Source organism: Mycobacterium sp. EPa45, from assembly GCF_001021385.1.
In the GTDB taxonomy this organism is placed as follows: domain Bacteria; phylum Actinomycetota; class Actinomycetes; order Mycobacteriales; family Mycobacteriaceae; genus Mycobacterium.
Window position 1 is genome coordinate 498,949 of sequence record NZ_CP011773.1, and the last position, 26,588, is coordinate 525,536.

11 protein-coding genes are annotated in these 26,588 nt (G+C 68.4%); 10 read left to right on the forward strand and 1 reads right to left on the reverse strand.

Features of this window, described 5'->3' with window-relative positions:
• Positions 1 to 3: 3 nt before the first annotated feature.
• On the reverse strand, positions 4 to 1,629 hold the full coding sequence (locus AB431_RS02300; RefSeq protein WP_047328580.1) for a (2,3-dihydroxybenzoyl)adenylate synthase: 1,626 nt from the start codon (positions 1,627 to 1,629) through the stop codon (positions 4 to 6).
• 80 nt (positions 1,630 to 1,709) lie between these two features.
• Between AB431_RS02300 and AB431_RS02305 the strand changes: the two genes are divergently transcribed.
• The 10 genes from AB431_RS02305 to AB431_RS02350 all read left to right on the forward strand — a co-directional run bounded on the left by AB431_RS02305 (position 1,710) and on the right by AB431_RS02350 (position 26,588).
• Positions 1,710 to 5,120: a non-ribosomal peptide synthetase gene (locus tag AB431_RS02305; RefSeq protein ID WP_047332998.1), complete on the forward strand. Its 3,411-nt coding sequence runs from the start codon at positions 1,710 to 1,712 to the stop codon at positions 5,118 to 5,120.
• Complete coding sequence (locus AB431_RS02310; RefSeq protein ID WP_047328581.1) at positions 5,113 to 11,547, forward strand: non-ribosomal peptide synthetase; 6,435 nt, start codon at positions 5,113 to 5,115, stop codon at positions 11,545 to 11,547. Before AB431_RS02305 ends, AB431_RS02310 begins: the two co-directional genes overlap by 8 nt.
• Entirely contained in the window at positions 11,544 to 15,818 is a 4,275-nt protein-coding gene (locus tag AB431_RS02315; RefSeq protein WP_047332999.1) for a non-ribosomal peptide synthetase, read from the forward strand. The genes AB431_RS02310 and AB431_RS02315 overlap by 4 nt, the downstream gene beginning before the upstream one ends.
• The gene (gene mbtG, locus AB431_RS02320) at positions 15,815 to 17,104 is read left to right on the forward strand and encodes an NADPH-dependent L-lysine N(6)-monooxygenase MbtG (protein WP_047328582.1); all 1,290 of its coding nucleotides are present in this window, start codon (positions 15,815 to 15,817) and stop codon (positions 17,102 to 17,104) included. Before AB431_RS02315 ends, mbtG begins: the two co-directional genes overlap by 4 nt.
• Positions 17,085 to 17,297: an MbtH family protein gene (locus AB431_RS02325; RefSeq protein WP_047328583.1), complete on the forward strand. Its 213-nt coding sequence runs from the start codon at positions 17,085 to 17,087 to the stop codon at positions 17,295 to 17,297. The genes mbtG and AB431_RS02325 overlap by 20 nt, the downstream gene beginning before the upstream one ends.
• A gap of 88 nt (positions 17,298 to 17,385) precedes the next feature.
• Entirely contained in the window at positions 17,386 to 19,212 is a 1,827-nt protein-coding gene (eccA, locus tag AB431_RS02330; RefSeq protein ID WP_082135524.1) for a type VII secretion AAA-ATPase EccA, read from the forward strand.
• Positions 19,209 to 20,753 carry a type VII secretion protein EccB gene (gene eccB, locus AB431_RS02335; RefSeq protein ID WP_047328585.1) on the forward strand — a complete coding sequence of 515 codons (1,545 nt, stop codon included), beginning with the start codon at positions 19,209 to 19,211 and terminating at the stop codon, positions 20,751 to 20,753. The genes eccA and eccB overlap by 4 nt, the downstream gene beginning before the upstream one ends.
• Positions 20,750 to 24,742, forward strand: a complete 3,993-nt coding sequence (gene eccCa, locus AB431_RS02340) for a type VII secretion protein EccCa (RefSeq protein WP_047328586.1) — start codon at positions 20,750 to 20,752, stop codon at positions 24,740 to 24,742. Before eccB ends, eccCa begins: the two co-directional genes overlap by 4 nt.
• On the forward strand, positions 24,739 to 25,050 hold the full coding sequence (locus tag AB431_RS02345; protein ID WP_047328587.1) for a PE family protein: 312 nt from the start codon (positions 24,739 to 24,741) through the stop codon (positions 25,048 to 25,050). Before eccCa ends, AB431_RS02345 begins: the two co-directional genes overlap by 4 nt.
• The gene (locus AB431_RS02350; protein ID WP_047328588.1) at positions 25,050 to 26,588 is read left to right on the forward strand and encodes a PPE family protein; all 1,539 of its coding nucleotides are present in this window, start codon (positions 25,050 to 25,052) and stop codon (positions 26,586 to 26,588) included. Before AB431_RS02345 ends, AB431_RS02350 begins: the two co-directional genes overlap by 1 nt.

Genomic DNA, 26,588 nt, shown 5'->3' on the forward strand with positions numbered 1-26,588 from the left:
GGCTCAGGGTTGTAACCGCGCGACGATCGAGCGTTTGTCGATCTTGCCCACTGCTGTCGTGGGCAGCACCGCCATCGGTGCGATCATGTCCGGGCGGCAGTGCGCGGCGACGCCGCGCGCATCGAGATGGGCGTTGAGCTCGGCGAGCGTGACCGGTGCACCATGAGAAACAACTGCCGCGCAGATCTTTTCGCCCAGATACGGGTCGGGCAGCCCGACCGCGGCCGCAGCGGAGATCCGCGGATGCGCCACCAGGTGGCTCTCCAGATCGAGCGCCGACACTGTCTCGCCGGCACGAAGGATGACGTCTTTGACCCTGCCGGTGACCTCCAGATAACCGTTGGGGAGGCGGCGTACCGTGTCCCCGCTGCGATAGAAACCATCCCGGGTGAACGCGCGCTGGTTCTCCGCCGCTGCCCGGAAATATCCGTTGATGGTGTACGGCCCGCGCACCAACAGTTCTCCCGGCTCGCCGACTGGCACCTCGACGCCGGAGTCGTCCACGATGCGTAACTCGTCATCGTCGGCCAGTGGGCGGCCCTGGGTTGTCTCGAGGAGTTCCGGGGCGTCGTCGAGCCTGGTGTAGTTCAGCAGACCTTCGGCCATCCCGAATACCTGCTGTAGTCCGGGCGTCAGCGCCGACCGAATGTGCCGGGCATCTTCGGCGGCCAGCTTGGCGCCGCCGACTTGGAGCAACCGCAGGGTGGTCGGCTGCTGCTCCTCCCACTCGCAGGCCTGCGCCCACAGCCGCGCCAGCGCCGGCACCAGCGCGGTGACGGTGACGCCGTGGCGGGCGATCGCGGCGAACGCCGCCTCCGGGCTGGGGTCTCGGCCGAACACCACCGTGGCTCCGACGGTCATCGCGCCGAGCAAGCCGGGGCACGCAAGCGGGAAGTTGTGGCCCGCGGGCAGTACGACGAAATAGACGTCATCGCCGGTCATTTGGCACAACTGGGCGCTGGCCGTGGCGTTGTAGACGTAGTCGTCGTGGGTGCGGGGGATGAGTTTCGGGGCGCCGGTGGTGCCACCCGACACCAGCAGCACGGCCGGACCGCTGGTGTCTGGGTGCAGCTGCGGCGGTCGGGCATCACCGCCGCACAACTGCGACCACGACGTGTGCGACCCTGCAACACCGTCGACGATGATGTGCCGCAACTGGTTTGAGCGCTCCCGCAGCCGCTCGGCCGTTGCGCCGTAGTCGAAGCCGGCGTCGGTGCCCACGACGATCCCGACCGCGCCACTGACGTCGAGGAAGTGCGCCAACTCGCTATCGCGGTGGCCGGGCAGGCAGAGCACCGGCAAGGCGCCGGCCCGCAGCAGTCCGAAAAGCGCGATCGGGAACCGGCAAGAGTTGGGCAGTTGCACGAGAACGCGTTCCCCTGCGCCGATTCCCAGAGCATGGATCCCGGCAGCGGCCGCGTCTGCCCGCTGGTCGAGCTCGATGTAGGTCAAGCGGGTCGAGTCGTCAATGACCGCCGGGCGGTCCGGCCAACGCTGCGCTGCGGACCGCAAGATCTCATCGAGGGGCCGCCCGGCCCAGTAGCCCGCGTCGCGGTAGGACTTCGCGCGCTCTGCCGGAAAGGGGATGAAGCCGGTCATTGCCCTCCTGACGTAGGCCTGTGTGCGCATTCAGCATAGGGTAGCCTTCCCAAAGTTAGGTGAGGCTGTTCTGGGTTAGGGAGGCGACAGTGACCGCGACTGAGGCGGCCATGATCACCGACCGGATCGCCGAGATCCTCGGCGTCGACCACTCCGATATCGACCCCGACGGCGACTTGATCGCGCAGGGGCTGGATTCGATCCGCATGATGACGCTGGCTGGACGGTGGCGTCGTGCGGGTTTCGACATCGACTTCGCCAGGCTCGCGGCGGCACCGTCGGTCCGGGCCTGGGCCGGCTTGCTGGCGACGGCCACCCCCGCTGATCCGCTGTCGGACCACCCCCCGGTGGAGGGCGAGCCCTTCCCGATGGCGCCGATGCAGCACGCGATGTGGGTGGGCAGGCACGTCGATCAGCAACTCGGCGGCGTGGCCGCCCATCTCTATGTGGAGTTTGACGGTCCCGCGCTGGACCCCGAGCGGATTCGTGGCGCCGCCACCCAGCTGGTGGGGCGCCATCCGATGCTGCGGGTGCAGTTCTTCCCCGACGGGACGCAGCGCATCGGCGCGGCACCGACGTCGTTCCCGGTCGAGGTCGTGGATCTGCGTGCCTGTCCCGACGTCGAGGAGCGGTTGGCCGCAATTCGCTCCGCGAAATCGCGGCAACAGCTCGACGGGCAGGTCTTCGAGCTCGCCTTGACTCTGCTTCCGGGGCAACGCAGTCGATTGCATGTGGACCTCGACATGCAAGCCGCGGACGCGATGAGCTACCGAGCGTTGATGGCCGATCTCGCCGCCCTGTACCGCGGGGACGCACTTCCCGACATCGGATACACCTATCAGCAGTACCGCCAACACCTTTCGCCTCAGGACCGCTTCGCCGCCGACCGGCGTTGGTGGGCGGGGCGGGTGCCTGAGTTGCCCGACGCACCGGCGTTGCCGGTGGCACCCGTCACCGAACAGACCGACCCGCAGCGCCCCGGGCGTCGCTGGCATTGGCTCGATTCCCGCACCCGCGACCAGCTCTTCGAACGGGCCCGCCGCCGCGGCGTGACGCCCGCGATGACCCTGGCGGCTTCCTTCGCCGATACGGTCGCCAGCTGGTCGGCCGATCCACGCTTCCTCCTCAACGTCCCGCTGTTCGGGCGAGAACCGCTGCACCCCGACGTCGAGAAAGTGGTGGGCGACTTCACCTCATCGTTGCTGCTCGATGTCGACCTCGCCGCGGCTCACACCCCGACGCAGCGAGCCAAGGCGCTCCAGGACACCATGCACGAGGCGGCGGCGCACGCCTCGTACCCCGGTCTGTCGGTGCTGCGGGACCTCAGCAGGCACCACGGCACACAGGTGCTGGCCCCGGTCGTCTTCACCAGTGCCCTCGGCCTCGGTGAGCTGTTCTCTGCGGACGTGACAACACAATTCGGAACACCGGAGTGGATCATCTCGCAGGGGCCGCAGGTGCTGCTCGACGCCCAGGTCACCGAGTTCGCCGGCGGCGTGCTGCTCAACTGGGATGTCCGGGAGAGTGCCTTCCGTCCCGGCGTCATCGACGCGATGTTCGCCCACCACATCGACGAGGTGCAACGCCTGGCTCGTGCTGACGACGCATGGGACAGTCCCCGGGGACCGCTCTTGCCACCGGCGCAGCGCGCGGCCCGGGACGCGGCGACGACCACCGTTGCCCGCAGCGGAAAGATGTTGCACGACGGGTTCTTTGATATGGCCGCGCGTCAGTCCGATGCACCTGCGGTCTTCAGCAGCATGGGCGAGCTGAGCTACGGCGACCTGCACCGGCAGGTGCTGTCGGTGGCCGCCGCCTTACGGGCCGCCGGACTTCCCGACGGGGGAACTGTCGCGGTGTTGGGACCCAAGACGGCCGAACAGGTGCCGGCGGTTCTGGGCATTCACGCGGCCGGCGGGGTCTACTTGCCGATCGGCGTCGACCAGCCGACCGAGCGCGCGCAGCGGATTCTCGCCGGCGGAACGGTCGACATCGCGCTGTGCTGTGATCCCGAGCTGCCCGATGTGCCTGTTCGGTGCATGACCGTCGGCGACGCGATCACTCGGGGCAGCGCAGCCGAATTCGCTCCTGTCACCGGTGATCCGGACCGGTTGGCATATGTACTGTTCACCTCCGGCTCCACTGGTGAGCCCAAGGGTGTCGAGGTCAGCCACGACGCCGCGATGAACACCGTCGAGTTCATCGCTGAGCATTTCGGGCTCGGGCCCCAGGACCGGTGCCTGGCGCTGTCGACGCTCGAGTGCGACATCTCGGTGCTGGACGTCTTCGCCACCCTGGCCACCGGCGGGGCGATCGTCGTGGTCGACGAGGAACACCGCCGCGACCCCGACCACTGGGTGCGGCTCATCGAACGCCATCGGGTCACGGTGCTGCACTTCCTGCCGGGCTGGTTGGCGATGCTGCTCGACGTCGCCGGTCCGCTGCCGACGGTGCGGGTGGTCCCGACCGGAGGTGACTGGGTCACCCCGGTGATTGCACGCACGCTGCGCGACCGTGCCCCGAACGTGCGGTTCGCCGGGCTGGGCGGCGCCACCGAGACCGCAATTCACAACACCATGTGCGAAGTGACCGACGTTCCGGAGCACTGGACCGCGATTCCGTTCGGAAAGCCGTTGCCGAACAACCGGTGCCGCGTCGTCGGCGCGGGCGGTGCGGACTGTCCGGATTGGGTGGTCGGCGAGCTGTGGATCGGGGGTCGCGGTCTGGCCCGCGGATATCGAGGCAGGCCCGACCTGACCGCCGAGCGGTTCGTCGAACACGATGGACTGCGCTGGTATCGCACCGGGGATCTGGCCCGCTTCTGGCCGGACGGGACATGCGAGTTCGTCGGTCGCGCCGATCACCGGGTCAAGATCAGTGGCTACCGCGTCGAACTCGGCGAGGTGGAAGCGGCACTGAACCGGGTACCCGGCGTGCTCGGCGCCGTCGCGCTGACGGTACCCGGGCGCACCGGATCCCAGAGCCGGCTGGCGGCCGCTGTTCACCTGACAGCCGATGTCAGCGCGGGCTCGCTTCGGTCAGCACTGACCAAAGAGCTTCCTACGCACATGGTTCCGCAGCACTTCGAGGCCGTCGATCGGATCCCGTACACCGTGGGCGGCAAGGTCGACCGCAGCGCGCTCACCCGGCGGCTGGTGGCGGCCGTCGCCGCCGGAACCGAGCATCGGCCCCCGTCCGGCCCGGTGCAGTCAGCCCTCGCCGCGATCATCACCGACGTCCTCGGCGCGACCCGGGTCGGTGTCGACGACGACTTCTTCGCCCTCGGTGGCGATTCCGTCCAGGCCACCACCGTCGTGGCACGGATCCGGCAACGCCTGGACGTCGCGGCCGTCAGTGTCGCCGACATCTTTGCCGGCCGCACCGTCGAAGCCCTGGCCCACCGGCTCAGCGAGCTGGAGCCGGCCGACCGGCTCGAGGCCATCGCCGAGCTGTACCTCGAAGTGGCCCTCATGGACACCGCCGAGGTCACCTTGGCGCTCACCCGGAGGTCTCATGACTGACACCCTTGCCGATCCGTTCGATCCGCAGCGACTGGAGTTGTTGCGCCACAGGCTGACCCAGAACGGCTTGCTGGCGAAGCTGAATGCTCCGGCAGACCCGGCCGTCATGTCCGACGGTCAGCGCCGGATGTGGTTCGTCCAATCCATCGACGACACCGGCGCGCTGCTGAACGTCTGCGTGTCGTATCGGTTGACCGGTCAGCTCGACTCGACCCGGCTGGAGGCGGCCGTCAACGCCGTCGCCGCACGGCACCCGATCCTGCGCACCACCTACCAGACCGACGCCGACGGCGAACCGCGCCCGACGGTCCACGACGAGCTCGCCCCGGGCTGGGCCGAACACGACCTTCGCGACCTCGGCGCGCAAGCCCGCAGCCTGCGTCTGGAAGTTCTGGCACAGCGCGCCTTCACCACCCCCTTCGACCTGAGTGCGCACGCACCGCTGCGGATCACTCTGGTCCGCATCGGTTCCGATGAACATGTGCTCTTGCTCACGGCACACCACATCGCCTGGGACGACGCATCGTGGCGGGTGTTCTTCGCCGACCTCAGCCGGGCCTACCAGAGCGGCGCCTTGCCGCCTGCGCCGGCTGCCGAACCCCCGGTCTCGGGCAGTGGCGACGCGGATGTGGCGTACTGGCGCGCGCTGCTCGTTGAACCGCCCGAACCCCTGGAGCTCCCAGGCCCGGCGGGATCCGCGGTGCCGTCGCAGTGGCGAGCCGAACGGCGCAGCACCCGACTGGACCCGCGTGTGGTCGACGCCGTCACCTCGTTGGCACACGAGCGCGGCGCAACGCCGTACATGGTGCTGCTCGCGGCGTTCTCGGCGTTGGTACACCGTTACACCCACGCCGACGATTTCCTCGTCGCCGCACCGGTTCTCAACCGCACCTCCAGCGACGTCATCGGCTACTACGGCAACACGGTCGCACTGCGGGTGAGGCCGAACCGCTGGGGCACGTTCGCCGAGCTGGTCGACGCCGCACGCGACATCGCCGTGGGTGCCTTCGCCCATCAACGCGTGAATCTCGATCGGGTGGTCCGGGAGCTGAACCCGGACCGGCGCTACGGTGTCGAACGGATGGCGCGGGTCGGCTTCGGCATGCGCCACTCGGACGGGGACGGCTTCAACCCGCCCGGTGTCAGCTGCCGGCGGGCCGAATTTCGCGGCCAGTTCGCCCAATTGCCCTTGGGTTTCATGGTCGAGTTCAGCAGCGGCGACGCGGAGGTGGAGGTGGAGTACCTCCCCGAGGTGCTCGACCGTGGGCTGGCCGAGCAGATGCTGGACAGCTTCGTCGTCCTGCTCGGTGATGCCCTGGCCCAGCCCGACCGCATGCTGGCCGATCTGGCACTGCTCGACGACGCGGACACCGCATGGTTGTTCCGGACCTCCCGCGGCGAGGACTTCGATTGTCCGGCAATGACACTCGGTGATCTGATCACCGAGCAGGTGGTGCGGCAACCGGAGGCGACGGCCGTCGTCTATGAGGGCCGCCCCTACAGCTACCGGGAGATCAACGAGGCGGCCAACCGGCACGCACACTGGCTCGCCGCGCAGGGCGTCGGCGCCGAGGACCGGGTCGCGGTACTGCTGGAGAAGTCACCCGAGCTGGTGATCACCGCGCTGGGCATCGCCAAAGCCGGCGCGGTGTACCTGCCCGTCGACCCTGAGTATCCCGCGGACCGCATCGCCTATATCCTGACCGACGCCGACCCCAAGATGGTGGTCCGCGAGCCGATCGACGTATCTGATCTTCCGGCCCACGATCCCGCCCGGGAGCTGGTGCGGCCGTTCGGTCCCGACAACACCGCCTATCTGATCTACACCTCGGGGTCGACCGGCCTGCCCAAGGGGGTAGCGGTACCGCACCGGCCGGTGGCCGACTACTTTCGGTGGTTCGCCCGGGAGTATCAGATCGGAACCGGCGACCGCCTGCTGCAGGTGGCCTCAACGAGTTTCGACGTCTCGATCGGCGAGATCTTCGGAATACTGGCCCAGGGCGCTCGCCTGGTGATCCCGCGCAGTGACGGCTTGCGCGATATCGGCTACCTCACCGATTTACTTCAGCGCGAAGCGATCACGTCGATGCACTTCGTCCCGTCGCTGCTGGGTTTGTTTCTGTCATTGCCCGGTGTCGAGCAATGGCGCACCCTGCGCCGAGTGCCGATCGGTGGCGAGGCGCTGCCCGGCGAGCTGGCCGACAAGTTCCATGCCACCTTCGACGCGCTGCTGCACAACTTCTACGGACCGACCGAGACGGTCATCAACGCCTCCCGCTACAAGGTTCAGGGCCGGCAGGGCACCCGCATCGTGCCGATCGGCACACCCAAGATCAACACACAGATCTATCTCCTCGACGATGCGCTGCAGCCGGTTCCGCCCGGCGTGGTCGGCGAAATCTACATCGGTGGAACACAATTGGCCCACGGCTATCACAACCGTCCGGCGCTGACGGCCGAACGGTTCGTCGCCGACCCGTTCAACCCCGGCGGGCGTCTCTACCGTTCTGGAGACCTGGCGCGGCGCAGTCGCGACGGTGACCTCGAGTTCGTCGGACGCGCCGACGAACAGGTCAAGATCCGGGGCTTCCGCATCGAGCTCGGAGAGGTGGCCGCGGCCGTCACCGTCGACCCCAGCGTCGGCAACGCGGTCGTGATCGCCGCCGAGCTGCCGCACCTCGGCAAGAGCCTGGTCGCCTACATGGCACCGGCGGCAGGTGAAGTGGTGGACGTCGAACGGATCCGGATTCGCGTCGCCGCCGCGCTGCCCGACTACATGATCCCCGCCGCCTACGTCGTCGTCGACGAAATCCCGGTCACCGCCAACGGCAAGCTGGATCGGGCGGCGTTGCCGGCCCCCGAGATCGGGCCGGCGGTCGAATACCGGGTGCCGGTAACCGAAACCGAGCGCGCGGTAGCCGGGCTGTTCGTGGGGCTGCTCGGCGCCACCGAAGTGGGGTGCGACGATTCGTTCTTCGCACTCGGCGGGCACTCGCTCCTGGCTACGAAGCTGGTGGGCGCAATTCGCGAGGCCTGCGGCGTCGAGGTCAGCGTCCGCGATGTCTTCGAAGCCGGGAGCGTCGGCCGGCTCGCCGCGTTGATCGACGACCTCGGCGACGGCCCGACACGTCTCACCCGGCCGCCATTGGTCGCCGCCGCCGGCGACCCGGAGCGTTCCCCGCTGTCGGCCGCCCAGTTACGCAGCTGGTTCCAGTACCGTGTCGACGGTCCAAGCCCGGTGAACAACATCCCGTTCGCGGCCCGGTTGACCGGTCCGTGCGATGTCGACGCACTGGTCGCTGCGATCGACGATGTGATCGGCCGCCACGAGATCCTGCGGACCGTCTACCGCGAGATCGACGGTGTGCCCCATCAGGTGGTCGAGACCGGTCAAGCCGCGCAGGAGCGGCGTCTCGACGGGCCCGACAGCGGTTGGCTGACAACGCAACTCGACGCCGAGCGCGCGCACCGGTTCGAGCTCGAAACGGAGCTGCCAATTCGCATCGCCGTGCTGCGCACACCTGAAGAATGTGTGCTGTCGATGGTCGTGCACCACATCGCCGCCGACCACTGGTCGGCGGGTGTGCTGTTCACCGACGTGCTCACCGCCTACCGCGCGCGGAGAGAGGGCAGTGCGCCGTCCTGGCCGCCGTTGCCCCTCCAATATCGCGATTACGCGGCCTGGCAGGTCCAGTTGTTGTCCGACACCCAGCGGATGGACGCGCAGCGGCAGTTCTGGATGCGCCAGCTCGACGGCCTTCCGGAGGACACCGGCCTGCGGCCGGATCTGCCGCGCCCGCCGATCGCCGGCGGTGCCGGCGCGGCCCTACCGCTGTACTTCGACAGCGGGGTGCGGGAACGGCTCACCGCACTCTGCCGTGAGCTCGGCATCACCGAGTTCATGTTGCTGCAGACCGCCGTGGCGGTCGTGCTGAGTAAGGCTGGCGGCGGCCACGACATCCCGTTGGGCACCCCGGTGGCAGGGCGCACAGACCCCGAATTGGACCGGCTGGTCGGCTTTTTCGTCAACATCCTGGTACTGCGCAACGACCTGACGGGCAACCCCACCCTGCGCGAGACGCTGCTGCGGGCCCGGGAGATGGCCCTGGCGGCGTATGCCCACCAGGATCTTCCGTTCGACCGGGTGGTCGACGCGGTCAACCCGGTGCGGTCGTTATCCCGCAACCCGCTGTTCCAGGTCGTCGTCCACGTCCGCGAGGAACTCCCCGAAGACCAGTTGATCGAAGCCGGACCTGAGGGCGACACCCGGTTCAGCGCACTGGAGCCGACGTTCGATGTGGCGCACGCCGACTTGAGCGTGAACTTCTTCGTCGGCGACAACGGCTATCGCGGCCATGTCATCTACCGAACCGAGCTCTATCACCGGTCGACGATGGAGCGCTTCGCGGGCTGGCTCGAGCAGGTCGTCGAGGCGTTCGCCGCCGATCCCGACACCAGACTGCGCGATGTGAACCTGCTCGGTGCCGACGAGCTACCCCGGGTGCTCGGCCAGAGCCGGGGCATCGCGTCACCGCCCGACCGGCCGCGCACGGTGCCGGGTCTGCTCGAAGCGAGCCGGTCCTGGGGACATGACCGGGTAGCACTGCGAAGCGGAGACGACGAGCTCGATTACGCTGCTTTGCACGCTCGTTCGGATCGGCTCGCGCATCTGCTGGTAGGTCATGGGGCCGGACCCGGTTCTCTGGTCGGGATGTCGATGCGCCGTGGAATCGATCTGGTGGTCGCGCTGGTGGCGATCATGAAGGCCGGGGCTGGTTTCTTCCCGCTCGATCCGACCTATCCCATGGCGCGCAAGCAGTTCATGCTCGATGACGTCGAGCCCCCCGTCGTGGTCGTCACCGCTGAGGCCGGCGCCTCGCTGCCGGCCGCTGAGGGCGTCACGGTGATCTCCATGGATGACGCGGCGATCCGCGCCGAGCTGGAATCCACGGATCCCGTTGCCGCGCTGACCCTGCCGCACCCCGATGACCCGATGTACCTGATGTTCACCTCCGGATCCACCGGAAAGCCGAAGGGCGTCGTGGGCACCCACCGGGCGATGAGCACCAGACTGACCTGGCAGCTCAAGCATTACCCGGTGCCGGGCAATGACATCCGGCTCGCGCAGGCGCCGATGACCTTCCTGGAGGGGTGCATCGAAACCCTGGCCGGCCTGGCCGCCGGTGCCACGCTCATCGTTGCCGACGACGCCGAGCACCGCGACGCCGAGGCGATAGCGGGGCTGATCGAGCGGCACTCCGTGGTTCAGGTCACGGGTGTGGCCAGCCTGGTGTCGGCGCTCGTCGACAGCGCACCGAACGCGGTGCGCGCGCTGCGCCGGCTGGTGACCTGCGGTGAGCCGGTGAACGTCTCGCTGTTGCAGCGGTTGGTCGCCTGCGTGGGTGAGGGTTCGGCGCGAACCGTCGAGCTGCTCAATGCCATCGGTGCCACCGAGACCTCCGGCGCGTTGATCCGGGGTCCCCTGGATCTGCCCATCCCCAAGATCGGCAAACCGATGGAGGGTTCGCAGGTGTACCTGCTCGATGAGGCGCTGCAACCGGTCCCGGTCGGTGTCGTCGGCGAGCTGTATTACGCCGGTGAACAGATCGCGCGCGGGTATTGGAAGCAACCGGTGCTGACCGCGTCCCGGTTCATAGCGAATCCCTATGCTGCCGAGCCCGGTTCGCGCTTCTATCGCAGCGGCGATCGGGGCCGGTGGACCGAGGACGGGCGGCTCGAGTTCGTCGGCCGCACCGACCACCAGGTGAAGATCCGCGGATTCCGGGTCGAACTCGCCGAGGTCGAAGCGGCCCTGAAAGCCGCGGACGGAGTTGCCGTCGCGGCCGCGCGGACCTGGGACGGCCCCAGCGGCGCCGCGTTGGCCGGTTATGTCGTTCCGCGCGACCCGGTGGACGACCCGGCGGCATTCGCCGCCGCGGTGCGTGCGGCAGTGGCCGCGTCGCTGCCCGGCTACATGACACCGGCGACGATCTCGGTGCTCGACGTGATGCCCGCTACCGAGTCCGGAAAGCTGAACCGGCCCGCCCTGCCCCGGCAGGAGGTGCACACCACCGGTGCAAGGGAGCCGGCCCGCACCGACGCCGAGCGGACCGTCGCAACAGCGATGGAGCAGTTGCTCGACGTCGCCGAGATCGGCAGAGACGACGACTTCTTCGCACTCGGTGGGGACAGCATCCTGTCGGTCCAGCTCGCTGCGCGGATACGTGCGGCGGGTTTGACGGTCGAACCCCGGATGATCTTCTCGCATCCCACCGTGGCATCGCTGGCTGCCGCGATCGGCGACGGGTCCTCGGGTCAGCGTGAGAACCGCACCGACACCCGGCACGAGGCCATGAGCGTGTCGGGACTGACAGCGGGAGATCTGGCCGCCCTGAAGTCGTCGTGGTCGAAGGTCCGCCCGTCGTGACCACAGCTGCGACCGACATCGAGGACGTCCTCGCACTATCGCCACTTCAATTGGGGCTGTATTCGCACGCCACGCTGATCGGACCCGACGCCGACGACCCGTACGTCATCGCAATGACGGCCGATGTGACGGGTCCTCTCGACGTCGCTCTGTTGCGCGACTGTGCGGCGGCGATGTTGGTCCGCCACCCCAACCTTCGGGCCAGCTTCTGGCACCAGGACCTGCCGCGACCCGTGCAGATCGTGCCGGCCGCGGTAGGACTGCCGTGGCAGCACGTCTGCGCTTCGGATGACCGCCAGGCCGCCGAGATCGAAAAACGGCAGTGCAAAGAACGTTTCATCCTGCAGGACGGACCACTGATCCGGTTCCTGCTCATCGAGCTGCCGGGCCGGCGCTGGCGCCTGGTGGTTACTGCGCACCACATCGTGATCGACGGCTGGTCGCTACCGGTATTCATCGGTGAAATGCTCACGCTGTACCGCGCCGACGGAGACTGCGACGCACTGCCCGTGCCGCGGCTCTACCGCGACTACATCGGCTGGCTCGCCGAGCGTGATCCACAAGCCGGCGAACTCCGTTGGCGCAGACACCTCGCCGGGCTGTCCGGACCGACCATGCTGTCGCCGGCTCTGGGTGGCGACGGCTCGGGGCTACCCAAACGAACCGAGCTCTCGCTACCGGCCGCCGACACCGATCGCCTGGCCGCCGCTGCGCGCGTCCGAGGCGTCACCCTCAACACGGTGTTGCAGATGGGCTGGGCGCTGATCGTGTCCCGACTCACCGACCGTGACGACGTCGTCTTCGGAGTGACCGTGTCCGGCCGCCCACCCGAACTCGCCGGTGTGGAGACCATGGTCGGCCTGTTCATCAACACTCTCCCGTTGCGCGTGCGCCTGGACCCCAGCAAGACTGTCGGCCAACAGTGTTCGGCGCTGCAGCGCGAGGCCGCCGAACTGCGCGACCACAGCTATCTGACCCATTCCCAGCTGCGCTCCCTGGCCGGCGTCGGCGAGATGTTCGACACCCTGCTGGTCTACGAGAACTTCCCGCCCGGCGACGTGGTCGGCGGCCACGAGTTCGCAGCCGACGACGTCCGCTTCCGGCCCGCAGCGATGGAGAGCCTGACGCATTTCCCGGTGACCGTCGCCGCATACCGCAATACCGCGGAGCTGACCCTGCTGGTCGAGGTCACCGACAACGCGCTCGGCGCGATGTCCCCCGATAGCCTTGGCCGGCGGGTGCTGCAGACGATGCGCCGCCTGATCGACAGGTGGGACCGGCCGCTCGGCGGAATCGACATTCTGCTCGATGATGAGGTGCCCCCCGCCGAGTTGTCCGCACCCACCGCTGACGGCATCGGGGTGGCGCAGCGATTCTCTGAATCTGTTGTCAAACACCAGGATTCGATCGCGTTGTGCTGGGACGACGGCCAGCTGAGTTACGCGGAGCTCGATGAGCGGTCAGATCGTCTGGCCGGCTTTCTCGCCGAGTCCGGTGTCCACGCCGAAACGCCGGTCGCAATCCAGCTGCCTCGCGGCGCCGGCTATGTGGTCGCGATGCTCGGTGTGCTCAAAGCCGGCGGCATGTACGTCCCGATCGAACCGGCGATGCCGGCCGGCCGGGTCAATTCGATTCTCACTCAGAGCGGCGCCACCATCGTCGTCGACGAGGCCATCATTACGGCGGCCCGCGCCGCGCGGCGATTCTCCACGCGGACCTGTCCGGGCCAGGCGGCCTACACGGTGTTCACCTCCGGTACCACCGGAGAACCCAAGGGCGTCATCGGGACTCACGCGGCGTTGCTGGCCTACATCGATGACCACGCCGGGCGGATGCTGAAGCCTGCCGCCGAACGGCTGGGTCGCCCGCTACGCATCGGCCACGCCTGGTCGTTCGCGTTCGACGCCGCCTGGCAGCCCCTGGCCGGGCTGCTGTTCGGCCACACCGTCCACCTCATCTCCGAAACCGACCGCAGGGACGCCGACGCGCTCGTCGGGATCATCGACCGGTACGGGATCGACATGCTCGACGTCACCCCGTCGCTGTTCACTGGCCTGCGCCAGGCGGGTGTACTGGACTCGGGGCGGCTGTCGGTGCTCGCGCTCGGTGGCGAGGCTGTGGGCTCGGGGGAGTGGTCCGACATCCGAAAGTGCTGTGCCGAAACGCTGTTGGCGGCCCACAACTGTTATGGCCCAACCGAGGCGACGGTCGAAGCGGTGGTCGCCGCGATCGCCGACCACGAGGCGCCGGTGATCGGCTACCCGACCCGGTGGACCACCGCCGTCGTGCTCGATTCCTGGCTGCACCCCGTGCCCGACGGGGTGGTCGGCGAACTGTACTTGGCGGGTGAGCAGGTGACCCGGGGTTACCTCGGCCGACCCGCCGAGACCGCGGCCCGGTTCGTCGCCGCGGCGGGTGGTGGCCGGATGTACCGGACCGGGGACCTGGTACGCCGGAATCGCGACGGCGCACTGGCCTTCGTCGGCCGGGCCGACTCCCAGATACAGGTCCGCGGACATCGCGTCGAGCCGGCCGAGATCGAGGCGGTATTGGAGGACATCCCGGGTGTTCGGCACGTTCACGTCGCGGTCCAGCGGCATGCGACCGGCTCGCGGTTGGCCGCGTACATTGCCGGTGACGTCGCGGTGCCCGAGTTACGCAGACTGCTGCGAAACAGACTGCCGCGCTATATGACTCCGCACCGATTGATCGTCGTCGACGCCATTCCGCTGACCGCGAACGGCAAGGTCGACGAGTCAGCGTTGGCTGCGACCGCGGCACCCGCCGACAGCCCCGAGCCGCCGACCACCCCGACGGAGTTGGCGCTCGGCCACGCCGTCACCGAGTTGCTGGGCCTCTCCGCGGTCGACGTCGACGCCGACCTGCTCGAGCTGGGCCTGGACAGTATCGCCGCACTCTCGTTGGTGCAGCTCGCGCGCAGCAGCGGGCTGTCGCTACGCGCCCGGCTGGTCCTCGAGTGTGGCACCCTGCGTGAACTTGCCGCCGCCGTCGATCGGGACGCCGCCGAGGACCTCGTCGTCGGGACCGAACCGGAAGGCCCGATCCCGGCACTGCCCGCCGTGCACTGGCTTTACGAGCACGGTGATCCGCGCCGCCTGTCACAGGTGGAGGCGATCCGGTTGCCTTCCGATGCCACCGCGGAGCGACTGCGCCTGCTGCTCGACGGCATCGCCGCCGGGCACGAGATGTTCCGCAGCCGCCTCGACCGCTCGACGATGACGTTCGTCCCGGCCGGGCGCGACACCATTCCGCTTGCCGAGGTGGTGGTGTCCGGTGAGCTCGCCGACGCCGTCGCCGAACACGCTGCCGCCGCGATCGAACGACTGGATCCCGAAGGCGGGCAGCTCACCGAAGCGCTGTGGCTGCACCAGGCCGGCGATGCCGGCGTCCTCGTTCTGGTGGCCCACGTGTTGGTGATGGACCCCGGATCGTGGCGCATCGTGCTGGGCGAGTTGATGGCCAACTGGTCGACTGCCGGTTGCGAGTCCGTCCCCGTCAGCGGTGAGCGGATCAGCTACCGCCGGTGGGCCCATATTCTCGCCGGCCGAGCGGCAGAGCTCGACACCGCCGACTTCTGGCTCGCGCAGGTCGACGGCGAGGATCCGGTTCTGGGAGGCAGGCGAATTCGCCCCGGAGTCGATCAGTTCGGTGACCTCGCGATCACCGTCACGGTTGCCGAAACCGATGTCACCGCCGCCCTGCTCCGCGCTGAGGTGCCGATCCAGGACGTGCTGGCGCAGGCGTGTGCCCGCCTCATCGTCCGCTGGCGCGAGCAGCGGGGGCAGGTCAGTCCGGTTCCGCTGCTGGCACTGGAAGCGCACGGGCGCAATGACGCCGACGACACGGTCGGACTGCTCAGTGCGATCTATCCGCTTCGCATCCGGCCCGGTTACCCGCTACCCGAAATACCAGGGCAATCCACCGATTACGCGCTGCTGCGCTATCTACGACCGGATACCGCCGAACGGCTACGCGGCTTACGCGGACCCCAGGTGCTGCTGAACTATCTCGGCAGGCTCGACATGGACGCCGGTTCGCTGCTGGATCGGGGCCTCCTCGCCCACCTGTCGGTCATGACCGAACCGAACGTCGCGGTGCGCCACGAGCTGACCCTCGTCGCCGCCGTCGCCGGCGGCAAGCTGGTCACTCAGTGGCGGACGTTGCCGGATGTCTTCAGCGACACCGATATCGCTGTGCTGCAGCAGATGTGGAGTGACACCTTGCATGAGTTGGCAGAGGTGTCCGCGTGACCACGCGGCTGGCGATAATCGGCGCCGGAGCCAAGGCCGTCGCGGTGGCCGCCAAGGCGGCGACATTACGCGACATGGGTGTCGCCACACCGGAGATCGTGGCGGTCGAGCGCACGGAGGTCGCGGCGAACTGGCGGGCGGGCGGCGGTTGGACTGACGGTCAGCACCGGCTGGGTACAAGTCCGGAAAAAGATGTCGGTTTCCCGTACCGGTCGACGATCCTGCCCGGCCGCAACGGCGAACTCGACCAACGGATGATGCGGTTGAGCTGGCAGTCATACCTGGTGGCCACGGGTCGTTTCGCGGAATGGGTTGACCGCGGCAAGCCCGCTCCGACGCATGACATGTGGGCCAGCTACCTGCGCTGGGTGGCCGGCGCAGCCGGACTGAAAGTTGTTGACGGCGAAGTCATCCGGCTGTCACTCGATGGAGCGTCCTGGCTACTGCACACCGACACCAGCACCGTCGGGGCCGACGCGGTGATGATTACCGGGCCCGGCCAGCCGAGTCGATCGGTGCTGCCGGGGCATCCGCAGGTGCTGTCCATCGCACAGTTCTGGCAGCTGGCTTCCGAACGGGGCGCAATCGATGCCGAGCGCGTCGCGGTAATCGGCGGCGGCGAGACAGCGGCGTCGATGCTCAACGAGCTGTTCCGGCATCGGGTTTCCACGATCACCGTGATCTCGCCACAGGCCACGCTGTTCACCCGGGGTGAGAGCTTCTTCGAGAACCGGATGTTCAGCGATCCGACCGATTGGGCCGGCCTGACACTCGCCGAACGGCGCGATGTGATGGCTCGCACCGACCGCGGGGTGTTCTCGGCACGAGTTCAGGACTCGTTGCTGGCCGACGACCGGATCCGGCACCTGCGTGGCCGGGTCGCGCATGGCGTGGCGGCCGGCGACCGGATCCGCATCACCATGCACACCGACCGCCACGGTGAGCGGCTGGAGACGGTGCACGGATTCGACCTCGTCATCGACGGTTCGGGTGCCGACTCGCTGTGGTTCTTGCCGCTGCTGGGGCCGGACGTCTCCGACCTGCTCGAGGTCCGGCTGAACGGACCGCTGACCGGTGATCGTCTGCAACACGCGATCGGTGATGACCTGGCGCTGGCAGGCGTGGCGCCGAAGTTGTTTCTGCCCAACCTGTCCGGACTCAATCAGGGTCCGGGATTTCCCAACCTGAGCTGCCTGGGACTGCTCTCCGATCGCATTCTCGGAGCCAGGCCCGGCGCCCAGCCAAACCGATCCAACGGGAGGCACGTTGAGTACCAACCCATTTGATGCCGAGGACGGCCGCTTCTACGTCCTGGTCAACGACGAGGAACAGCACAGCCTGTGGCCGGCGTTCGCCGAGATCCCGGCCGGCTGGCAGGTCGCGTTCGGCGAGGCCGGCCGTGCGGAGTGTGTGGAGTTCGTCGAGCGAAGCTGGTCGGACATGCGGCCCAGGAGTCTGCGGTCAGCGACTCGACAGTGAAGTCACGCGATGCTAACTTCTCCGAACATTGGTTAGGCAAACCTAAGGAGCTGGGGCCGCGCTCGACCGTCGCCCCTGTACGATGCGCATGAACAACGGTGTAGTGACTTCGGGGCGTGGGGCGCGCCTGGACGCAGACCTGGTGAGCCGATTCGCCGCCTCCTGCAAAGCCCTCGGCCTGCCGGTGTACGACCGGCGCAGGCCCGCCGACATGCCGGCCGCACGCCGGGCGTTCACCGAGCTGACGCGCGTGGCCTACGACCAGTGTGATGCCTGGACGGGGCTGGCCGCCGCCGGTTCGGCGTCCAAGGACGTGCTGGCTGCGGTGGTCCGTACCGCCGACACCAGTGGTGTGCTGCAGAGGCGCATCGAATTGCCCTCGGGTGCATTGGGTTTCGACTACGACACCGGGCTGTATCTGCGGTTCCGCGCGACCACCACGGACGAGTTCCGGCTCGCCTACGCCGCCACGCTGGCGATCGACGGCGCGTTCCGGGCCGCCGAGGAGATCGTCAGCGAAATCCGTGTGCGACGGCCGGAATGGCGCGAGGCGCGCTGGGTTGACGTCGCCCTGCGGACCCGCGCGCACCGCTGGTCGGACGTCGTCAAGCTGCTGACCCCGGTGGTCAACGACGCGGGCCTCGACCCGTTCCTCGCCCATGCCGCCAAGGTTGCCCTCGGTGTGGCACTGGCCCGGCTCGGCATGTTCGCGCCCGCGCTGTCGTACCTGGAGGAACCCGACGGCCCGGTCGCGGTGGCCGTGGTCGACGGTGCACTCGTCAAGGCGCTGTCGCTGCGTGCATACGGCGACGAGGACACCGCCGCCGAGGTCCTGCAGGACCTGTATGCCGCCAACCCGGACAACGACCAGGTCGAGCATGCGCTCTCGGATCCGACTTTCGGCATCGTCACCACCACCACCGCCCGCATCGATGCCCGCACCGACCCGTGGGACGTCGGAACCGAGCCCACCGCAGACGACTTCGTCGACCCCGAGGCCCGGGAACGAAAAGCGGCGCTGCTCGAGGAAGCCGAACGCGAGCTCGACGAATTCATCGGCCTCGACGAGGTGAAAAACCAGGTGGCGCGCCTGAAGAGCTCGGTGGCGATGGCATTGCGGCGTGAGGAGCGCGGTCTGACCGTCGCCCAACGCACCCATCACCTGGTGTTCGCCGGTCCGCCCGGCACCGGTAAAACGACGATCGCGCGCGTGGTGGCCAAGATCTATTGCGGCCTCGGACTGCTGAAGCGGGAGAACGTCCGCGAGGTGCACCGTGCCGACCTGATCGGTCAGCACATCGGGGAGACCGAGGCGAAGACCAACGCGCTGATCGACAGCGCGCTTGACGGTGTGCTGTTCCTCGACGAGGCGTACGCATTGGTCGCGACGGGAGCCAAGAACGACTTCGGCCTGGTGGCCATCGACACCCTGTTGGCTCGGATGGAGAACGACCGTGACCGCCTGGTGGTCATCATCGCCGGTTATCGAGCCGACCTCGATCGCTTCCTCGACACCAACGAAGGCCTCCGATCGCGGTTCACCCGCAGCATCGTCTTCCCGTCCTACTCGCCTTCCGAACTGGTCGACATCGCCGTCGCGATGGCAGCCAACCGGGACAGCATCTTCGAACCCGCGGCGCTGCACGATCTCGAGGAGCTGTTCGGCCAGTTGGCGAATTCGTCGACCCCCGACTCGACCGGGGTGCCGCGCCGTAGCCTCGACATCGCCGGTAACGGCCGATTCGTCCGCAACGTGGTCGAAAGGTCGGAAGAGGAACGGGAATTCAGGCTGGACCACACGGACCTGGCCGGTGCCGACTTCACCGACGAGCAGCTGATGACGATCACGGGGGCCGATGTGCGTGCCTCGGTCGTGCCGCTGTTGCGGGGCCTGGGCTTGACGGTGCCCGCATGAGCGGCACCAGCGGCGGTGACGACCGGCGGTCTTTCTCGTCCCGCACACCCGCGAATGACAACCCGGAGCGGGTGACGTACCGGCGCGGATTCATCACCCGCCACCAGGTGACGGGCTGGCGATTCGTCATGCGCCGCATAGCATCCGGATTGGCCCTGCACGACACCCGGATGCTTGTCGACCCGCTGCGTAGCCAGTCGCGCGCGGTCTTCATGGGCGTGCTGCTGGTCGTGACCGCAGTTCTCGGCTGCTTTGTGTTCTCGGTATTGCGTCCCGGTGGAGTTCCGGGCAGCGACCCGGTACTGGCCGACCGTTCGACCGCCGCGCTCTACGTTCGCCTCGACGACCGGCTGCACCCGGTGCTGAACCTGACGTCCGCGCGTTTGGCCGTGGGACGGCCGGTGGATCCCACCACCGTCAGCGGCGAGCAGCTGGACAAGTTCGCCCGCGGTAGTTTGATCGGCATCCCGGGAGCACCGGAACGCATGGTGCAGAACACATCTCGTGATGCCGACTGGGCGGTGTGTGATGGGGCCGGCGGGTCTGTGGACACCGCGGGGGTCACTGTGGTGGCCGGCCGGATCGAACGCGGCGGCGCCCGCGCCGACGAGCTGGGCGCCGGGCGTGCCATGCTGGTTGGCGACGCCGGCGGGACCTGGCTGTTGTGGGACGGCCGACGCAGCCCGATCGACCTCGCCGACCGGCCGGTCACCGACGCGTTGGGGTTGCCCGCCGCGGCGCCCGCGGCCCGATCGATCTCGCCGGGGCTGTTCAACGCGATACCGGAAGCTCCGGCATTGCGCATCCCCCCGATCCCAGACGCAGGTCTGCCCGTCGGCTATCCGCTGCCCGCTGCGGCCCCGGTCGGTTCCGTCGTGATCGCCTACCGCAACGACGGCACTGCGATCAACTACGCGGTGCTGCCCGACGGGCTTCAGCCGATCAGCACCGTGCTGGCCGCGGTGCTGCGTAACGCGAACTCCTATGGGCTGGCACAACCGCCGCAACTCGGGGCCGACGACATCGCCCGACTGCCGGTCTCGTCGCTGCTCGATGTGGCGTCGTTCCCCGCCGCGCCGGTCAAGCTGGTGGACGCGTCGTCCGCACCGGTGACGTGCGCGCAGTGGGCCAAGATCGACGGCGCCGCAACCAGTTCGATGACCTTGCTCTCGGGTTCGATGCTCCCGCTGCCCGGCGGAACACATCCGGTCGAGCTCGTCGGCGGCGCCAATCCGGGTACGGCGAGCCGAGTCGTCCTGCCACCGGGGCGCGGCTACTTCGTCCAGACCGTCGGCCAGCAGCCGACGTCGCCGTCCGCGGGGTCGCTGTTCTGGGTGTCCGACACCGGCGTTCGGTACGGCATCGGCGGCGACCACACGACAACCGAAAAAACGGTGGCCGCATTGGGTCTGACCCAGTCACCGCTGCCGATTCCGTGGTCGGTGCTGACCTTGTTCGCCCCTGGCCCGGCCCTGTCCCAAACCGACGCCCTTGTCGCGTACGACGCCGTCCGGCCCGTAGTCCAGCAGGAGACCCGATGAGCCGGCTGATCTTCGAGGCGGGGCGGCGGTTGCCGGCCCCCAAAACCGATAACGGCACGATCGTCATCGAGCCGCCACCCGAGCTGCCACGGGTGGTGCCGGCGTCACTCCTGCGCCGCGCGTTGCCGTTCCTGATCGTCATCCTGATCGTCGGCATGGTCGTCGCGATGGTGGCCACCGGGATGAAACTCATTTCGGCGCAGACCCTGTTCTTTCCGTTCGTGCTCCTGCTCGCCGCCACCGCGCTCTACCGCGGCACCGACAACAAGATGCGCACCGAGGAGGTCGACGCCGAACGCGCCGACTATCTGCGCTACCTGTCGGTGATCCGGGACAACGTGCGCGCCGAGGCCGCCGCCCAGCGCGATGCGCTGGTGTGGTCGCATCCCGACCCGGCTGCGCTGACCGCTATCCCCGGAACGCGCAGGCAGTGGGAGCGTGACCCACACGACGGTGACTTTCTGGTCTTGCGCGCCGGCCTGCATGACGTACCACTGGCGACCACGCTGCGGGTCAAGGACACGGCGGACGAGGTAGACCTCGAGCCGGTGTCGCACAGCGCATTACGTGCCCTGCTCAACACCCAGCGCACCGTCCGTGGTGCCCCGCGGGGCATTGACCTGAAGTCGGTGTCGCGAATCACTGTCGTCGGTGACGCCGATGAGGTCAGGGCCGCGTTGCGCGCCTGGCTGGCTCAGGCCGTCACCTGGCACGACGCCGCCTCCCTCGGAATCGCACTGGCCAGCCCTGACCTCGAATCTCCGGCGTGGAACTGGCTGAAATGGCTGCCGCACAGCGACATCCCCGGACAGCTCGACGGTTGCGGACCAGCCCGCTACCTGGCGGCGAACACCGACGACCTCATCGCCTCGATCGGTCCGGCGCTGGCCGACCGCCCGCTGTTCGGTATCGACTCGGGCGATCCGGTGCGTCACTTGCTGGTCGTCATCGATGACCCGCGCCACGCCCCGGAGGACTCCGTTCTGGCCACCGGTCTTTCCGGGGTCACGGTGATCTACTCCGCGGCAGCGCAATCCGCTCCGCGACCGGGACAGTACGCCGATCCGGAGCGGCCGGTACTGCGGGTCGCCGACGGGGAAATCCAACGCTGGGAGAGCGACGGCTGGCAGACCTATGTCAACCACGCCGACCGGATGCCCACCGCCGACGCCGCGCACCTGGCGCGTGGCTTGGCGCGATGGGACTCCAACCCGACCCACGCCGGACTGCGCTCACCGGCCACCAGGGGGGCGAGCTTCACCACGCTGATGGGCATCCCGGACGCATCGGCGCTCGACATCGCCGACGTGTGGGCGCCACGGCCACGCGACGAGGAGTTGCGGGTGCCGATCGGTGTCACCGCGACCGGTGTGCCGCTGTACTTCGACCTCAAGGACGAAGCCGAGGGCGGTATGGGACCGCACGGCCTGATGATCGGCATGACGGGCTCCGGAAAGTCCCAGACACTCATGTCGATCCTGTTGTCGCTGTTGACAACCCACTCGGCCGAACGGCTTATCGTGATCTACGTCGACTTCAAAGGTGAGGCCGGCGCCGACGTCTTCCGCAACTTCCCGCAGGTAGTTGCCGTCATCTCCAATATGGCGGAGAAGAAGTCGCTGGCCGACCGGTTCGCCGACACGCTGCGGGGTGAAGTGGCCCGCCGGGAGAGCCTGCTGCGTGATGCCGGACGCCGAGTGCAGGGCAGTGCCTTCGGTTCCGTCACCGAGTACGAGGCCGCGCGACCCGCCGCCGAAGCAGTAGGGATCGAATTGCCGCCACTGCCGACATTGTTCGTGGTTGCCGACGAATTCACTCTGATGCTTGCCGCGCATCCGGAATACGCCGAGCTGTTCGACTACGTCGCCCGCAAGGGCCGCTCGTTCAGGATCCACATCCTGTTCGCGTCGCAGACCCTTGACATCGGTCGCATCCGCGACATCGACAAGAACACCTCTTACCGGATAGGCCTCAAGGTGGCCAGCCCCGCGACATCACGGCAGATCCTCGGCGTCGAGGACGCCTATCACATCGAATCAGGCAGGGAACACAAGGGAGTCGGCTTCCTGGTGCCCGCGCCGGGTGCTGCGCCCGTAAAGTTCCGCAGCACCTACGTCGACGGGATCTACGACCCGCCACGCCCGGTCACGTCGTATGTCGTGCCGTCGGCGCCCGAACCGGTGAAGTTCACCGCCGGGCCTTCCGCGCTCGGCGAAGACGTCGTGGTGTTATCCGATCACGAGAACGAACCGGCGGTGCCGCGGAAGCTCATCACCACGATCGGCGAACAACTGGCCCAGTACGGTCCGAAGGCACCGGCGCTGTGGCTGCCCCCACTTGACGAGCCGATCGCGCTCGGCGAGGTGCTCGCCGGTGCCGGCGTGCCGGCGCGGCAGTGGCGCTGGCCGCTGGGTGAGATCGACCTGCCGTTCGAGATGCGGCGTGACCCGCTGGTGTTCGACGCCACGTCCTCGGCGGGCAACGTGGTGATCCACGGCGGCGCCAAGTCGGGGAAATCGACGGCGCTGCAGACATTCGTGCTGTCGGCGGCACAGCTGCACTCGCCGCGCGACGTCACGTTCTACGTCCTGGATTACGGGGGCGGGCGCCTGCGTGGTCTGGAAGACCTGGCGCATGTGGGTGGTGTCGCCTCGCCGCTGGAACCGGAGCGGATCCGGCGCACCTTCGGCGAGCTGGAGCAGCTGCTGTGCTCGCGGCAACGCACTGCGGGACTCCAGGGCCCCTACACCGACGAGTACGGCGAAGTTTTCCTCGTCATCGACAATCTGTATGCGTTCGGTCGCGACAACACCGACGCGTTCAGCACCCGTAACCCGCTCCTGGCCGTCGTCACAGAGCTGGCCAATACCGGTCTGGCGCACGGCATCCACGTCGTGGTCACCACGCCGAATTGGCTGGAGGTGCCGCTGGCGATGCGTGACGGTCTCGGGTTGCGGTTGGAGCTGCGACTGCCCGATCCGCGAGACAGCAACGTCCGGGTCGCCGACAGCCTGCGCAGGCCCGCCGAATCGGTGCCACACGACCAGCCCGGCCGCGGCCTGACCATGGCGGGGGAGCACTTCCTGTTCGCCGAACCGGATCTGACCCGGATACCGGCGATCAATGCCGCCTACCCGGGAGTGCAGGCCCCGGCGGTGCGGTTGCTGCCCGCCATCCTTGACCCCGCCACGGTCGCCCCGCTGCATCGCGGTGGCGAACGAGTGGTGTTGGGGCAGCGAGAGTTCGATCTCGCGGCGGTCGTTCACGACTTCGCCGAGCATCCGCTGGTGATGGTGTTCGGTGACAGCAAGTCGGGCAAGACCACCCTGCTGCGGCACGTCATTCGCACCGTCCGCGACAACTCCAACGCCGCGGACGTCGCGTTCACAGTGTTCGACCGTCGCCTGCACCTCGTCGACGAGCCCCTGTTCCCCGAGAACGAATACAGCGCCAATATCGAGCGCGTCACCCCGGCGGTGCTGGGACTGTCGGCACTGCTCGAGCAGCGGCGTCCGCCGGCGGGTTTGACCGCGAGTGAACTGTCGGCCTGGGATTACCGCGCTCGCATCGGCTCGGCGCACGCCCACTACCTGATCATCGACGACGTCGACCAGATTCCCGACGGCCCGGCGCTGAGCGGTCCGTACGCCGGGCACCGCCCGTGGACGCCGTTGCTCGGCCTACTCTCCGCGGCAGGTGATCTCGGCCTGCGCGTCATCGTCACCGGCCGGGCCGGCGGGTCGGCGCACGCCCTGATGACGAATCCCCTGCTGCGCCGCATGAGCGACCTGCAGGCAGCAGTGCTGATGTTGTCCGGCAATCCCGCCGACGGCGCCAAGATCCGTGGGCATCGGTTCACCAGGTTGCCCGCCGGACGCGCAATGCTGCTGAACGACAGCGACGGCCTCGCCCACGTCCAGCTCGTCAATCCGTTTACCCACGCGCACAGCGCCTCTCATGTCCGATATACAGAGGAGAACCCGTCATGACCCTGCGCGTCGTCCCGGAGGGGTTGGCCGCCGCCAGCGCTCAGGTAGCGGTGCTCACTGCGCGCCTGGCCGCGGCCAACGCGGCTGCCGCGCCGATGATCACCGCGGTGCTGCCCCCCGGCTCGGACCCCGTCTCGTTGCAGACCGCCGCCGGTTTCAGCGCCCAAGGCCTCGACCACACCACGACCACCACTCTTGGGGTGACCGAACTCGGTCGCTCGGGTGCCGCGGTCGCCGAGTCGGGTTCCGGCTACGCCGCCACCGATGCCGCCGCGGCGGCGTCCTACGTGATCGCGCGGGGAAGCTGATGAGCGCGCCAATCTGGTTTGCGTCCCCACCCGAGGTCCACTCGGCGCTGCTGAGTGCCGGCCCCGGTGCTGGCACGATGCTGGCCGCCGCATCGGCGTGGGAGGCGCTGAGCGCGGAATATACAAGCGCAGCAGCTGAACTCACTCAGATCCTGACCGCGGCTCAGGCCGGTTCGTGGCAAGGGACGAGTGCCGAGAAGTACGTCGCGAGCCACGCCCCCTATCTGGCGTGGCTCGAGCAGGCCAGCGCCGACAGTGCCGGCGCCGCCGCCGCGCAACAGACGGCGGCCGCCGCGTACACCGCTGCCCTGGCAGCGATGCCGACACTGCCCGAACTGGCCGCCAACCACACCGTGCACGGGGTGCTGATGGCCACCAACTTCTTCGGCATCAACACGATCCCGATCGCCCTCAATGAGGCGGACTACGTCCGGATGTGGATCCAGGCGGCCACCACGATGAGCGTGTACCAAACCGTCGCGGGCACGGCGCTGGCGGCGACGCCACGCAGTGCCCCGGCCCCCACGATCGTGCTGCCCGGCGGTGAGGCGGCATCGTCGGCCGCGGCGCTGTCGACCGCCGCGCAACCGCAGGCCGACGAATCCGGCTCGGCGCTGACCAATTCCAACAGCATCCTCGATCTGCTGGAGACCTACATCAAGTCGCTCCCGGACGGCGATCTCATCTGGGACTTCCTCACCCATCCGGTGGAGAGCATTCAGCAGATGATCGCCGATTTCCTCACCAACCCGGTCCAGGCGTGGCAGACCTGGGGGCCGCTGCTGTCGGCGCTGGCGTACCAGGCGATCTTCCAGCCGGTCGGGTGGACAACCTGGGGCCTGGTCTTGAGCTCACCGCTGTGGGCCCCGATGCTCCTCGTCGCCGGACTGCCGCTGCTGGGACTGCTGACGCTGGTTCCGGATCCACCCGCCCCGGCGGTCACCCCGGAGCAGGCCCCCGCACCGGGCCCGGCGCGGCAACCGAGCCTGTGGCCGGTCTCGTCGGCGGCACCGACCGTCCCCGCCACAGCACCCGCGGCGCCCACCGCCGCCGGCGCGCCGACCGCCGCCCCGGCACCGGCGACGCCGGCACCCGCGGCCCAGGCCATGTTCTATGCCGTCGGCAGCGCCGACCCCGACGACGGACCCGGCCCGACGTTGATCGAGGGCAGTGGAGCCAAAGCCCCTGTCTTCGAGCCTGCCCCGGCAGTGGCCGCGCTGTCTTCGACGCAGGCCAGAGAACGCGCGAAGCGGCGCCGGGCGCAACGGCTCAAGGACCGCGGCCACCGCGACGAATACATGAACCTCGACTCCGACGCCGGCCCGCCATCGGAACCGGCACCGCAAGCCACCACGTCGCAGTCCGACCGGGGAGCGGGAACCATCGGATTCACCGGCACCGCAACCACATCGCGCGATGTCGCCGCGGCCGGACTGACCGAGCTCGCCGGTACCTCGCCCGACGAACGGCCCACCCTGCCAATGCTTCCGGCTACCTGGGAGACCGATCTACCCGAAACCGACAACCATCGAGAATGA

What these genes read in the sequence shown, in the direction of transcription:
- AB431_RS02300 (WP_047328580.1), bottom strand. Translation starts at nt 1,629, where the DNA reads ATGCGCACACAGGCCTACGTCAGGAGGGCAATGACCGGCTTCATCCCC.
- AB431_RS02305 (WP_047332998.1), top strand. Translation starts at nt 1,710, where the DNA reads ATGATCACCGACCGGATCGCCGAGATCCTCGGCGTCGACCACTCCGAT.
- AB431_RS02310 (WP_047328581.1), top strand. Translation starts at nt 5,113, where the DNA reads ATGACTGACACCCTTGCCGATCCGTTCGATCCGCAGCGACTGGAGTTG.
- eccA (WP_082135524.1), top strand. Translation starts at nt 17,386, where the DNA reads ATGAACAACGGTGTAGTGACTTCGGGGCGTGGGGCGCGCCTGGACGCA.
- eccB (WP_047328585.1), top strand. Translation starts at nt 19,209, where the DNA reads ATGAGCGGCACCAGCGGCGGTGACGACCGGCGGTCTTTCTCGTCCCGC.
- eccCa (WP_047328586.1), top strand. Translation starts at nt 20,750, where the DNA reads ATGAGCCGGCTGATCTTCGAGGCGGGGCGGCGGTTGCCGGCCCCCAAA.
- AB431_RS02345 (WP_047328587.1), top strand. Translation starts at nt 24,739, where the DNA reads ATGACCCTGCGCGTCGTCCCGGAGGGGTTGGCCGCCGCCAGCGCTCAG.
- AB431_RS02350 (WP_047328588.1), top strand. Translation starts at nt 25,050, where the DNA reads ATGAGCGCGCCAATCTGGTTTGCGTCCCCACCCGAGGTCCACTCGGCG.